The 12,254-nt window shown below is 71.1% G+C and carries 11 protein-coding genes; 2 read left to right on the forward strand and 9 right to left on the reverse strand.

Features of this window, described 5'->3' with window-relative positions; all coding sequences use genetic code 11:
* Positions 1–43: 43 nt before the first annotated feature.
* The 5 genes from GUY60_RS24895 to GUY60_RS24915 are packed head-to-tail and all read right to left on the reverse strand — an operon-like array spanning position 44 to position 4,956.
* Positions 44–1,015 (reverse strand): endonuclease/exonuclease/phosphatase family protein, encoded by a 972-nt coding sequence (locus GUY60_RS24895; protein WP_161701568.1) that lies wholly within the window; start codon positions 1,013–1,015, stop codon positions 44–46.
* Positions 1,016–1,023: 8 nt separating this feature from the next.
* Complete coding sequence (locus tag GUY60_RS24900) at positions 1,024–2,079, reverse strand: ABC transporter ATP-binding protein (RefSeq protein ID WP_161701570.1); 1,056 nt, start codon at positions 2,077–2,079, stop codon at positions 1,024–1,026.
* Entirely contained in the window at positions 2,076–2,891 is an 816-nt protein-coding gene (locus GUY60_RS24905) for an ABC transporter permease subunit (RefSeq protein WP_161701572.1), read from the reverse strand. The genes GUY60_RS24900 and GUY60_RS24905 overlap by 4 nt, the downstream gene beginning before the upstream one ends.
* The gene (locus tag GUY60_RS24910; RefSeq protein ID WP_246235598.1) at positions 2,879–3,796 is read right to left on the reverse strand and encodes an ABC transporter permease; all 918 of its coding nucleotides are present in this window, start codon (positions 3,794–3,796) and stop codon (positions 2,879–2,881) included. The genes GUY60_RS24905 and GUY60_RS24910 overlap by 13 nt, the downstream gene beginning before the upstream one ends.
* A 2-nt stretch (positions 3,797–3,798) precedes the next feature.
* Entirely contained in the window at positions 3,799–4,956 is a 1,158-nt protein-coding gene (locus GUY60_RS24915) for an extracellular solute-binding protein (RefSeq protein WP_312866413.1), read from the reverse strand.
* 283 nt (positions 4,957–5,239) lie between these two features.
* Between GUY60_RS24915 and GUY60_RS24920 the strand changes: the two genes are divergently transcribed.
* A complete protein-coding gene (locus tag GUY60_RS24920; protein WP_161701576.1) occupies positions 5,240–5,992 on the forward strand; it encodes a GntR family transcriptional regulator in 753 nt (250 codons plus the stop codon).
* A gap of 11 nt (positions 5,993–6,003) precedes the next feature.
* Entirely contained in the window at positions 6,004–6,666 is a 663-nt protein-coding gene (locus tag GUY60_RS24925) for an HAD family hydrolase (protein WP_161701578.1), read from the forward strand.
* A gap of 68 nt (positions 6,667–6,734) precedes the next feature.
* Here GUY60_RS24925 and GUY60_RS24930 read toward each other — a convergent pair whose 3' ends face one another.
* The 4 genes from GUY60_RS24930 to GUY60_RS24945 form a co-directional block, all read right to left on the reverse strand.
* Complete coding sequence (locus tag GUY60_RS24930; protein ID WP_161701580.1) at positions 6,735–7,016, reverse strand: HU family DNA-binding protein; 282 nt, start codon at positions 7,014–7,016, stop codon at positions 6,735–6,737.
* Positions 7,017–7,379: 363 nt separating this feature from the next.
* Positions 7,380–8,804 (reverse strand): NAD-dependent malic enzyme, encoded by a 1,425-nt coding sequence (locus GUY60_RS24935; RefSeq protein ID WP_161701581.1) that lies wholly within the window; start codon positions 8,802–8,804, stop codon positions 7,380–7,382.
* 418 nt (positions 8,805–9,222) lie between these two features.
* Positions 9,223–11,505 carry a HelD family protein gene (locus tag GUY60_RS24940; protein WP_161701583.1) on the reverse strand — a complete coding sequence of 761 codons (2,283 nt, stop codon included), beginning with the start codon at positions 11,503–11,505 and terminating at the stop codon, positions 9,223–9,225.
* 99 nt (positions 11,506–11,604) lie between these two features.
* Positions 11,605–12,174, reverse strand: a complete 570-nt coding sequence (locus GUY60_RS24945; RefSeq protein ID WP_161701585.1) for a CGNR zinc finger domain-containing protein — start codon at positions 12,172–12,174, stop codon at positions 11,605–11,607.
* Between the last annotated feature and the right edge of the window lie 80 nt (positions 12,175–12,254).

The raw sequence follows: 12,254 nt of genomic DNA on the forward strand, positions 1-12,254 counted from the left end.
GTCTGGGGCGGAGCCCCAGTTCGGGAAGGGGCGGGACTGGGGACTAGCCCAGCCCGAACGTCGTCAGCACCGCCGCATGATCCGTAGGCCACGCGTTCCCCGCGTGATCGGGGTACGGCGAGGGCGAGCCCTCCACGATCACCGAAGAATCCCGCACCGACAGCTTCCCGCCCGCGTAATGGACGAAGTCGATCCGGTCCTGGGGCTCGGGCTCCCCCGTGGAACCGTCGTGCTTCGGATACACCGGCGACCACGTCGTGGCCGGATCCGACGCGGGATCCGGATGCACCTCCCGGTACGAGTCCTTCAGCCCCGCTTCCGCCACGATCTTCGTCGCGGGCCAGTCCACCTTCCCGTATCCGCAGTGCTGGTTGGCGTCCGTCCAGTCCAGGTGCGAGGGCGAGTTGAAGTCGCCGACGACCAGGACCGGCGTCTCGTCCGCGTTCGCGATCTTGGACTTGAGCGCGGCGGCCAGCTCGGTCGCCTGGCCCGTACGCCCCGACTCCGCCTCGCGCTTCATGATCTGGTCGACCGGCATCTGGTCGAAGCAGGCGTCGTAGGGCCCGTACGGCGTGTAGCCGAGGTGGGCCGTCCACAGCTCGATCTCCTGGCCGGTCGACTCGTCGACGCGGATGCGGACGCCCGCGCCCGCCCCGCCGCTGATCGTCTCCGCCTTCGAGGTGATCGGGAAGCGGCTGATGATGCCGAGGCTGCCGCTGGACTGCCAGTGCTCCCAACCGAGCTTCGCCGCAAGGTCCTTGGCGGCGTGGCCGGAGGTCTCCTGGAAGCCGACGACGTCGGGGCGGTGCTTCTCGATGACGGCGAGCTGCTTGGTCAGTCCGTCGTCGACCTGCGCGCCGCCGTGCCAGAGGTTCATCGACAGGACGCGCAGTTCGCCGGCGGCCTTCGGCTTCGCTCTCTCCTCGGCCGGCCCGGCCAGGGCCGTCGCGGTGGTGACGGCCGCGGCGACGGCGGTCGCCGCCAGGGCCAGGGTGATGCGCCGTGTGACAGTCACGAGGTGGGTCACTCCTTGTGGACAGTGCGCTCGGCGACGAGCACAGGGTTGTCGTGCGGGGTGATCGTGCAGCGTGCTCCCGGGGTCAGCTCGGCCGCCTCCCAGCTGGGCAGGTCGGCCTTGAGCGGGACCCCGGCGTCGGTGGTGACGTGCAGCCGGGTGGTCGCGCCGAGGAAGGTCGCCACGCGTACGGTCGCGGGCTCGCCCTCGTCCCCGACGGCCATGCCCTCGGGGCGGAGCAGGACGTCGACCTCCGTACCGGCGCCGAAGGCGGACTCCCCGTGCACCGGAAGGCGGCGCCCGAACAGCTCGACGACGCCCCCGTCCCGTACGACCCCCGGCACCCGGTTCATCGTGCCGACGAACTCCGCGACGAAGGGCGTGGCCGGGCGGTCGTACAACTCGGCGGGGGCCGCGCACTGTTCGAGGCGGCCGTCCTTCATCACGGCGACCCGGTCGGCCATGGACAGGGCCTCCTCCTGGTCGTGCGTGACGAAGACCGTGGTGATGCCGAGCTCCAGCTGGATTCGGCGGATCTCCTCGCGCAGCGTGAGCCGCACCTTGGCGTCGAGGGCGGAGAGCGGCTCGTCGAGGAGCAGCACGCGCGGCCGGATCGCGAGCGCGCGGGCCAGCGCGACGCGCTGCTGCTGGCCGCCGGAGAGCTGGTGCGGGTAGTGCCCGCCGCGCCCCGGCAGGCCGACGAGGTCCAGCAACTCCGCGGCCCGCGAGGCCCGTTCACCGGAGGAGACGCCCCGTACCCGAAGTCCGTACGCGACGTTCTCGGCGGCCGTCATGTTCGGGAAGAGGGAGTACGACTGGAAGACCATGCCGATGTCGCGGCGGTGGGCGGGCACGGACGTGATGTCCTGGCCGTCCATCAGCAGCTCGCCGCTGTCGGCCGACTCGAAGCCCGCGATGATGCGCAGAGCGGTCGTCTTGCCGCAGCCGGACGGGCCGAGCAGGGCGACGAGTTCACCGGGCGCGATGTCCAGGTCGAGGCCGTCAAGGGCCACGGTGGGGCCGAACTCCCGGCGCAGGCGCTTGAGTTGCACGGGGACGGTCATGCGGTCTTCCTTTGCTTGCGGGAGCGGGTACGGCCACCGGCCAGAGCCGTGAGCAGAAGCAGCAGCCCCCAGGTGAACAGCAGGCTCAACATCGCGGCGGCGACGGAGAGTTGGGCCTCGCTGTCGCCGACGTTCACCATCCATACGGCGAAGGGCTCGAAGCCGAGTACGGAGGCGACCGAGTACTCGCCGAGCACCATGGCGAGGCTGAGCACGGCGCCGCCGGTGACGGCCTGGCGCAGGTTGGGCGCGATCACCTGGAGCAGCGTCTGGGTGCGGGACGCGCCGAGGCTGCGGGCTGCCTCGACGAGGGTGCGCAGGTCGACGGCGCGCAGGCCCGCGTCGAGGGAGCGGTACAGGAACGGCAGCGACATCACCGTGTAGACGATCACCAGGATCAGCGGGAAGTCGCGGTCGATCAGGGCCTGGAAGGTGCCGTACAGCGGGGTAGCGGCGAGGTCCTGCTGCCAGGAGAGGACCGTGGCGACACCGGCGACCAGGGCGATCGGCGGGACGACGAGCGGCATCATGCAGAGGATCTCGACGACCCGGCGCAGCTTCGGCAGGCGCAGGGCGACGGCGACCGTGGTCGGCACCATGAGGAGCAGCCCGAGCAGCACGGTGACGAGGCCGACGGAGACGGACCTCAGCAGACTCGTGGTGAGGCCTTCCGAGCCGAGTCCCTTGCTGTACACGTCGAAGCTGATGCCGTCGGCGCTGTCGATGGTGAACCACAGCGAGGCCGCGACGGGCACCAGGAAGTAGAGCGCGGCGATGCCCAGTACGGGGCCGCGCGACGTCATCCGAGCCATCGGGCACTCCTGCGCTGCAGCGGGATCTGTACGGCCATGACGAGCAGCGCGACCAGGACCATGTTGAGGCTCATCGCGAGCGCCAGGTTCTCCTGCCCGGCGAGCACGTTGCCGTTGAGGGCGTTGGCGATCTGAATGGTGATCAACTGCACGGATCCGCCGACGAGTACGGCCGCGGTGGCGTGCGAGGCGAAGGCGGTGCCGAACATCAGCACCGCGCCGCCGAGCAGCGAGGGCGTGAGCACCGGGATGCCGATGTGCCGCCAGAACTGGCCGCGGGTGGCCCCGCAGGACGCGGCCGCCTCCCGCCACTGGCCGCGCAGCCCGTCGAAGGCGGGGAGCACGGTGACGACCATCAGCGGCACCATGAAGTAGAGGTACGCGAGGACGAGCCCGGTGAAGGTGTAGACGCTGAAGCCGGTGGACTCCAGGGACAGCATCCGGGTCAGGGTGCCGGTGGTGCCGAGGGTGGCGATGAACGCGAAGGCCAGGGGTGCGCCGGAGAAGTTGGCGAACACACCGCAGGCGGCCACCACGGCCTTGCGCAGCGCGGGCCGCTCCGACGCGACAAGGGCCTGGGCGACCACGGCGCCGACGAGGGTCGCCAACAGGGCGGTGACCAGGGAGAGTTGAACGCTTCCGGCGAGGCCGTCGGCGTACACCCCGGAGAGTGCGCCGGTGACGTTCTCGGTGGTGAACCGGGTGGCGCCGGTCGCCGGGTCGGTCGCGGTGAACGCGCCGTACGCCATGGTCCCGGCGGGCAGCCCGAAGCCGACGGCGAGGAACGCGAAGAACGGGACGACGGCGAGCCAGGGGGCCCGGCGGCGGCGACGCGCGGGTTTCCGCGCCGGCGGGGCGGCGGCCGGTGCCTCGGCCGCCGCCTTCTGCAGAACCTGTTCCGCCATGGTCACCCGACCGCCTTGCCCCAGCCCTGGACGACCTTCTCCTTGGCCGCGGCCTCCTGCTCGGGGCTGGCGGACTTCGGGGTGCCGGTGACCTCGGGGAGCTTGGCGGAGGCGACCTTGTCGACGGTGCCGTCCTTCTCCAGCTTGTCGAGGAGCGCGGGCCGCGAGTAGCCCTTCAGCCAGATGTTCTGGCCCTCGTCGCTGTAGACGAACTCCAGCCAGAGGCGGGCGGCGGCGGGGTGCGGGGCGTACTTGTTGACGCCCTGGTTGTAGTAGAGCGAGTACTGCCCGTCCTCGGGGACGTTCACCTGCCAGTCGACGCCCTTGGGCTTGAGCTTGTCGCCGTAGCCGAGGTTCAGGTAGTCCCAGTCGATCGAGATGGGCGTCTCGCCCTTCTGGATGGTGGCGAGCGTCGACTCGGCGGGCACGTAATTGCCCTTCTGCTTCAGCTCCTTGAAGAAGTCGAGGCCGGCCTGTACGTCGCCGAGCGAGCCGCCGTTGGCGAGGGACGCGGCGAAGACGGCGGAGAGCGCGGAGCTGGACTCGGTCGGGTTGCCGTTGAGCGCGACCTTGTTCTTGTACTCCGGCTTGAGCAGTTCCTTGAACGTCTCGGGGCACGTCTTCACGGCTGCGGCGTCACAGCCGATGGAGATGTAGCCGCCGTAGTTGTCCGCGAAGGACCCGTCGGCCTGCTTCTGCCCGCCGGCTATCCCGTCCCAGCCCGCCACCTTGTACGGGGTGAGGAGCTGCTTGGCCTTGGCGTCCTGCATGTAGGCGGTGCCGAGGTCGAGGGCGTCGACGGCGCGCGGCTGGCCCTTGCGCTTGGCGGCGGCGTTGAGGGCCTGCTGGCTGCTGCCGCCGGGATTCTCGTTGTTGACCTGAATCCCGTACTTCTTCTCGAAGGCCTCGATCATCTCGCCGTAGTTCGCCCAGTCGGGCGCGAGGGCGTAGACGTTCAGCTCGCCCTCCTTCTTGGCCGCGGCGACCAGCTTGTCCATGCCGCCGAGGTCGGCGGCCGAACCGGCCTTGCCCGCCTTGCTGTTCTGCGCGTCCGCGGTCGGCGCGGCGCCACAGCCGGTGGCCAGGGCGGCGAGTGCACTGACGGCGCAGACGGCGATGGTCGCGGCACGCCTCGAACCACGGGGACGATATGCCTTCACGATGGATACTCCTGGGTCTTCGGCATGCCACCTGTCTGGACAAGCCATCGTCAGTAAGCCGGATGAAGATAACCGCCGAGTGACCGCCCGGTAAAGCTTTCGGTGGAGAAAAACCGCAGGTCAAAAGCGTTATGAAGAGAAGTGTTTACGCTCCTGACCAGCGGATATAAGCAGAGTCCCGCTCGCTCACACTGTGCACATCTGCGCACAGCCGGGGGATGCGCGGCCGGGGTCCGGATGACATGATCGTGACCTCCGCAAGCACGGTCCCACTAGGAGAGAAGTGACCCGACGGCACGAGGAAATCGCCGATGAGCTGCGTCGCGCCATCGCCGACGGCGGCTACCCGGTGGGCGCCGCGCTGCCCTCGGAGTCCGAACTCGCCGCCACCCACGGCGTCTCCCGCGGCACGCTCCGCCAGGCCTTCGGCACGCTCCAGGCGGAGGGCCTGATCGGATCACGGCAGGGCGCCCGGCGCGTGGTCCTCGCCGCCACCCCCAGCCAGAGCTTCACCGAACTGCGCAGCTTCGCCCAGTGGGCCAGGTCCGGCGGCCGCACCCCGGGCGGCCGGGTCCTCTCCTCGCACCGCGCCCCCGCCACCGAGGCCGAGGCGGCACAGCTCCAACTCACCCCCGGCGACGAGGTGTTGCACATCCTGCGGATCCGCACCCTGGACGGCGAACCCGTACTCCTGGAACGCACCGTGTACGCGGGCTGGACCGCCGAGGCCGTCGAACGCCTGCCGGACGACTGCGAGTCGGTGACCCAGAGCCTGTACGAGGCGGTGGGCCTGGTCATGTCGCACGGCGAGCACCACCTCGACGCGGTCGCCGCCGGCACCGTCGACGCCCGGGAGCTGGCCGTGCGCCGCGGCTCCCCACTGCTCCGGGTGCGCCGCACCACGACCACCACGGAGGGCCGCCCGGTGGAGACCTCCGACGACCGTTACCGCCCCGGCACGGTGGTCTTCACCGTCCGCAACTCGGTGCAGGCCAACCCCCTGGCCCGCACCGCGCCCACCCGCACTTCACCTTGAGGACTCCCGCCATGGAACCGGCGCCGACGCCCACCGCGACGATCGCTCTCGCCCGCCCCGCCGCCCTGCTCTGCGACATGGACGGCACCCTCGTCGACACCGAGCACGCCTGGCTCGACGCGGTCGCGGAGTTCCTGCGGGCGCAGGGCTCCCCGACGGGCGGCCCGACCCTCGCCCCGTTCGCGGGCGCGGCGGTGGCCGACGCCGCGGACCATCTCGTACGGCACGGTCTGACGCCCCTGACGGCCGCCGAGAGCGCCGAGATCCTGGACCGGGCCTTCACCGCCCGGGTCGCGGCGGGCGTGACCGTACAGCCGGGCGCGCTGCGGCTGCTCGACCGGGCCCGGACGCTCGGCATCCCCACGGCGCTCGTGACGGCCTCGGAGCGGCACGTGGCGGACCTGGTCCTCGACACCCTGGGGCGGCACCGCTTCGACACCTCGGTCACCTCGGGCGAGTCCGACCGCGGCAAGCCGCACCCCGACCCGTACCTCACGGCCGCCGCCACGCTCGGCGTGGCCCCGAAGGACTGCCTGGCGGTGGAGGACACCCCGACGGGCGCGGCGGCCGCCCTCGCGGCGGGCTGCCGCCTCCTCGCGGTCCCTTCGGTGCCGGGCATAGAGCCGGGCCCTCGTACGACGCTGGTGCGGAGCCTCGAAGAGGTCGAGTTCTAGTCGGCCCGCGGCAAGCAAAGAGGGCGGTACCCGGGGCTTCCCGGGTACCGCCCTCAAAGACGTAAGGCTTACTTGCCCTTCGCCGCTTCCTTCAGCTTCGAACCGGCCGAAACCTTCACGCTGTAACCGGCGGGGATGTCGATCGGCTCGCCGGTCTGCGGGTTGCGGGCGGTGCGAGCGGCACGGTGGGTGCGCTCGAAGGTCAGGAAGCCGGGGATGGTGACCTTCTCGTCGCCCTTGGCGACGATCTCGCCGACCGTCTCGGCGAACGCGGCCAGCACGGCGTCGGCGTCCTTGCGGGTCACCTCGGCGCGGTCGGCCAGCGCGGCCACCAGCTCACTGCGGTTCATTTTTGTACTCCCGTGTTCTTCTTGCCGTTGAGGCGTGCCACGCGGCTGGGCCGCGTGTTCAGCTCAGCGAAGCCGATGCTGCCAGGGTCCTTCGTGGGTCCCCGGACCCGGGTCCGTAAGTCGGACCCTCCCGCCTAGAGACGCATCCTGCCCCTAAAAATGGCGGGAAAGCCAATCCGGCACCCTTCGGAGTCACACGAAAAGCGCCACATCGTCGAAATGGTGACGAAGTCGGCGACGGTCCGTCCAGCTCCGGGCGTCGGACCCCCAGGATTTCAGGGCGCGCCGTCCGCAACCCTAGAGGGCAGGGCGGCGGCACCCGTTCCACGACGCGCCGCCGGACCTGCCGTGGGAACCGTCACATCAGACGGTGGGCGCCCCGGCACCCGCGGCCTTCGCGGCGTTGCGCACCGCTCCGGCGACCGCGCCCGCGACCTTGTCGTTGAAGACGCTGGGGATGATGTAGTTCGGGTTCAGCTCGTCCTCGGTGACGACGTCCGCGAGGGCGCTGGCGGCGGCCAGCATCATCTCGGTGTTCACGGTGCGCGACTGGGCGTCGAGCAGGCCGCGGAAGACGCCCGGGAACACCAGGACGTTGTTGATCTGGTTCGGGAAGTCGGAGCGGCCGGTGGCCACGACGCCCGCCGTGCGACGGGCGATCGAGGGGTCGACCTCCGGGTCCGGGTTCGCGAGCGCGAAGACGATCGAGTCGTCCGCCATGGCCGCGACATCGTCGCCGCCGAGCACGTTGGGCGCCGAGACACCGATGAACACGTCGGCGCCGACCACGGCCTCCTTGAGGGTGCCGGTGACGCCCTCCGGGTTGGTGTTGTCCGCGATCCAGCGCAGCGGGGAGTCCACCGCCGCGTCCTTGAGGTCGTCGCGCTGGGCGTGCACCACGCCGTGGATGTCGGCCACGACGGCATGCTTGACGCCGGCCGCGATGAGCAGCTTCAGGATGGCCGTACCGGCCGCGCCCGCACCGGACATGACGACGCGTACGTCGCCGATGTTCTTGCCCACCACGCGCAGCGCGTTGGTCAGGGCGGCGAGTACGACGATGGCAGTGCCGTGCTGGTCGTCGTGGAAGACCGGGATGTCGAGGGCCTCGCGCAGGCGGGCCTCGATCTCGAAGCAGCGCGGCGCGGAGATGTCCTCCAGGTTGATGCCCGCGAAGCCGGGGGCGATCGCCTTGACGATCTCGACGATGGCGTCGGTGTCCTGGGTGTCCAGGCAGATCGGCCAGGCGTCGATGTCGGCGAAGCGCTTGAAGAGGGCCGCCTTGCCCTCCATGACCGGCATGGCGGCCATCGGGCCGATGTTGCCGAGGCCGAGCACCGCGGAGCCGTCGGTGACGACCGCGACGGTGTTGCGCTTGATGGTCAGCCTGCGGGCGTCCTCGGGGTTCTCCGCGATGGCCATGCAGACCCGGGCGACGCCCGGCGTGTAGACCATGGAGAGGTCGTCACGGTTGCGAATGGGGTGCTTGGACTGCATCTCGATCTTGCCGCCGAGGTGCATCAGGAACGTACGGTCGGAGACCTTCCCGAGCGTCACGCCCTCGATGGTGCGGAGCTGCTCGACGATCTCGTCGGCGTGAGCCGTGGAGGTCGCGGCGATCGTGACGTCGATACGGAGCTTCTCGTGGCCGGAAGCCGTCACGTCGAGGCCGGTCACCGAGCCTCCGTGGGACTCGACGGCCGTGGTGAGCTGCGATACGGCCGTACCGCTCGCAGGCACCTCGAGCCTGACCGTCATCGAGTAGGAGACGCTGGGCGCCGTAGCCATGCCGACTTCCTCTTTCACCTGTATGTCGCTTGCGTCATCCGATCGTCGCACCTACCGCTGGGTACGCGGTAGCCGCCCCGGATTGAGAACGTTGTGTTCTCACCGCTGCCGAGGAGAGGTCGGACGCTCACCGAATGGTTTCGGAAAACATCTTCCACCATACGAGAACTGTCGGATCGTTGGAAGACTTTCCTTGAACGCTGGAAGAACCCTGGAGGTAACGACAAAAAGGCCCGCGACACCGATGGTGACGCGGGCCTCTGGTGTGGCTTGGATGACACCGACCCGCCATGCTCGCCTCGCGGCAAGTGGTCGCTCGTAGCGACGAAGGTTGGGCCCGGGGGCTTGGATCGGGCCGGTGTCACGTCCAAGGTAACAAAGGATCCCGGGAAGGCAATTCCCGCGCGGGGTGGGACTTTCAGTCCCGCAGAAGGTCCGGTACGCCCGCCGCGTCCGGCTCGTCACGTTCGCCCGAGACGACCGTGAGCTGCTGCGTCGCACGGGTCAACGCCACGTACAGGACCCGCAGTCCCGCCGGTGACTCGTCGGCGATCTCGGCCGGGGAGACCACCACCGTCGCGTCGTACTCCAGGCCCTTCGCCTCCAGGCTGCCGAGGGCCACCACCCGGTCGCCGAGGTCCGCGAGCCAGCGCGCCGCCTCCGCGCGGCGGCGCATCGCGACCACCACGCCCACCGTGCCGTCGACCCGCTCCAGGAGCTCCGCCGCCTCCGCCCGCACCGAGGCGGCCAGGCCGCCGTCGCGGAGCACCGCGAAGCGCGGCTCGACGCCGGTCGAACGGACCGCCTTCGGGGACTCGCTGCCCGGCATGGCAAGGGCGAGCACCTTCGCCGCGAGGTCCGCGATCTCGGACGGATTGCGGTAGTTGACGGTCAGTTCGAAGCGGCGCCGCGGCCTGCTGCCGAGCGCCTCGTCGCGGGCCGCGGCCGCCTCGTCCGGGTCCGACCAGGAGGACTGCGCGGGGTCGCCGACCACCGTCCAGGTCGCGTGCCGGCCGCGGCGGCCCACCATCCGCCACTGCATGGGCGTCAGGTCCTGCGCCTCGTCGACGATGACGTGCGCGTACTCCACCCGCTCCTGGGCGAGGCGCTCGGCGCGCTCGCGCTGGGTCTCCTCGCGCTGCGGCATCAGCTCGTCCAGGCCGGTGAGTTGGTCCAGCGGGTCCAACTCGCGCTTCTTCTTCGGGCGGGCCGGAGTGCCGAGCAGCGTCTGCAGCTCGTCGAGGAGCGCCACATCGTGCACGGTCAGGCCGTCGCGGCGCAGCGAACGGGCCACCCGGCGGGTCTCCCCCGGGTTCAGGACCCGGCGCGCGAACCGGCCGAGGCGCTTCTCCTCGGCCATCGCCGTGAGCACCTGACGGGGCGTGATCTCCGGCCACCAGGCGTCGAGGAACGCCACGAACTCGTCCTCGGAGCGCACGTCCTCGTCGAAGGAGGACCGCAGTTCGGCGGCGAGCTCCGGGTCGGCGTGCCGGCCGGCCGCGCCGGAGCGGGACCACAGGGCGTCGAGGAGCAGCTTGCGGGCGCGCGGGCGCAGCAGGTTCACCGGGGCGGTGCCGCCGAGGGTGTTGTGCCGGATCCGGTCGAGCTCGTCGGCGCCCAGCTCGATGCGGCGGCCGAAGGCCACGACCCGCAGCCGGGTGGGCGCCTCGGGGCTCTCCAGTACGCCGCGGGCCGCCTTGCGCAGCACCTTCAGCATCCGGGACGAACCCTTGACGCGGGCCACCGCCGGTTCGTCGTACAGCGAGGCCTCCGCGCCGTCGACGAGCGAACCGACCGCGCGGATCGCGACCTGGCCCTCCTCGCCGAGGGACGGCAGGACGCCCTCCGTGTACGCGACCAGGAGTGGTGTCGGGGAGACGATCAGGATGCCGCCCGCGTACCGCCTGCGGTCCTGGTAGAGCAGGTACGCGGCGCGGTGCAGGGCGACGGCCGTCTTGCCGGTGCCGGGGCCGCCCTCCACGTACGTCACCGAGGCGGCGGGGGCCCGGATGACCAGGTCCTGTTCGGCCTGGATGGACGCCACGATGTCCCGCATCGTGTGCGAGCGGGCCTGGCCGAGCGCCGCCATCAGGGCGCCGTCGCCGAGCACCGGGAGCTGCTCGCCGTCCAGGTACGCGGTCAGCTCGGGGCGCATCAGGTCGTCCTCGACGCCGAGCACCTTGCGGCCCTTGGAGCGGATCACGCGGCGGCGGACGACCCGGCCCGGGTCGACCGGGGTGGAGCGGTAGAACGGCGCGGCGGCGGGGGCCCGCCAGTCGATGACCAGCGGTGCGTAGTCCGCGTCGAGTACGCCGATCCGGCCGATGTGCAGCGTCTCCGCGATCTCGGCCGTGTTGTCGGGGCGCACGGCGTCGTCCGCCGCGTCGACCGACGTGTACGCGCCGTCCGGGCCCTTCTTGCCGTCCTTGCCGAGCAGCAGGTCGATACGGCCGAAGAGGAAGTCCTCGAACTCGTTGTTGAGGCGGTTGAGATGCACGCCCGCGCGGTACACCTGCGCGTCCCGCTCGGCGAGCGCGCCGGGTGTGCCGACCTGGCCGCGCTTGGCCGCGTCGTTCATGAGGAACTCCGCCTCGTGGATCTTCTCCTCGAGGCGCCGGTAGACCTGGTCGAGATGGGCCTGTTCGGCGCCGATCTCGCGGTCTCGTGTGCCTGACGGCAGGACTCCGTTGACGTCGGCCACCGAGTTCCCCTTCTTCGTTACTGGGCAGCCGTCAACCGTACGCGAAGTTACCTGCCGACCTCCACAGGGCGTCCCCCGTGAGATGCGCGGCGCCCGTGGTCAGAGGGACTTGGCGAGGCTGCGGCGGCGGTGCCGTGCCACTCGTTCGCGGTTGCCGCACAGCTCGCTGGAGCACCAGCGGCGGCGCCGGCCGCGTGAGGTGTCGAGGTAGATCAACGGGCAGTTGTCGCCCTCGCAGCGGCGTACGCGGGCGCGCGCCGCCGGGTCGGTGAGGAGGTCGACCGCGTCCCGCGCGAGCGCCGCGAGCAGCGCCGCTCCCTCCGGGTCCGGGTGCAGGGCGCGTATCAGGTCACCGGTGCCGGTGCGGACGGCGCGCGGGGCGGGCGGGGCGGCGGCGGCGCGTTCGTTGACCCGGGCGAGCGCGGCGGCGGCCGGTTCGGGGCGGAGCAACGCCCCTATGTCGGCGCGCAGTTCACGGAAGGCGGCGACGCAGTCGGGGCCGACTGCGGCCAGTGGGGTGCCCGCGGGGACGAGCCCGGTGTGGACGAGCCAGGCCCGCAGCGCGTCAGGGCCGTCGAGGTGTTCCACGGGGTGCGCGGTCGCGAGCAGATCGAGACAGCTCCTCCCGGCGTCGAACCGGTCCTCGTACGTGGCCGCGGCTGCCGCCATGCGCCTGTCACCGCCTTGTGGGGGTACGGAACGGGCTCCTCACTCCCACCAGAGTGCCCGCGCACGGCGCTCCCCGGAAG

The organism is Streptomyces boluensis (assembly GCF_009908195.1).
In the GTDB taxonomy this organism is placed as follows: Bacteria; Actinomycetota; Actinomycetes; order Streptomycetales; family Streptomycetaceae; genus Streptomyces; species Streptomyces boluensis.

Bases quoted from the DNA above. Each gene is read 5' to 3' on its own strand.
- GUY60_RS24900 (WP_161701570.1), bottom strand. From the start codon at position 2,079: ATGACCGTCCCCGTGCAACTCAAGCGCCTGCGCCGGGAGTTCGGCCCC.
- GUY60_RS24905 (WP_161701572.1), bottom strand. From the start codon at position 2,891: ATGGCTCGGATGACGTCGCGCGGCCCCGTACTGGGCATCGCCGCGCTC.
- GUY60_RS24910 (WP_246235598.1), bottom strand. From the start codon at position 3,796: ATGGCGGAACAGGTTCTGCAGAAGGCGGCGGCCGAGGCACCGGCCGCC.
- GUY60_RS24925 (WP_161701578.1), top strand. From the start codon at position 6,004: ATGGAACCGGCGCCGACGCCCACCGCGACGATCGCTCTCGCCCGCCCC.
- GUY60_RS24930 (WP_161701580.1), bottom strand. From the start codon at position 7,016: ATGAACCGCAGTGAGCTGGTGGCCGCGCTGGCCGACCGCGCCGAGGTG.
- GUY60_RS24935 (WP_161701581.1), bottom strand. From the start codon at position 8,804: ATGGCTACGGCGCCCAGCGTCTCCTACTCGATGACGGTCAGGCTCGAG.
- GUY60_RS24945 (WP_161701585.1), bottom strand. From the start codon at position 12,174: ATGGCGGCAGCCGCGGCCACGTACGAGGACCGGTTCGACGCCGGGAGG.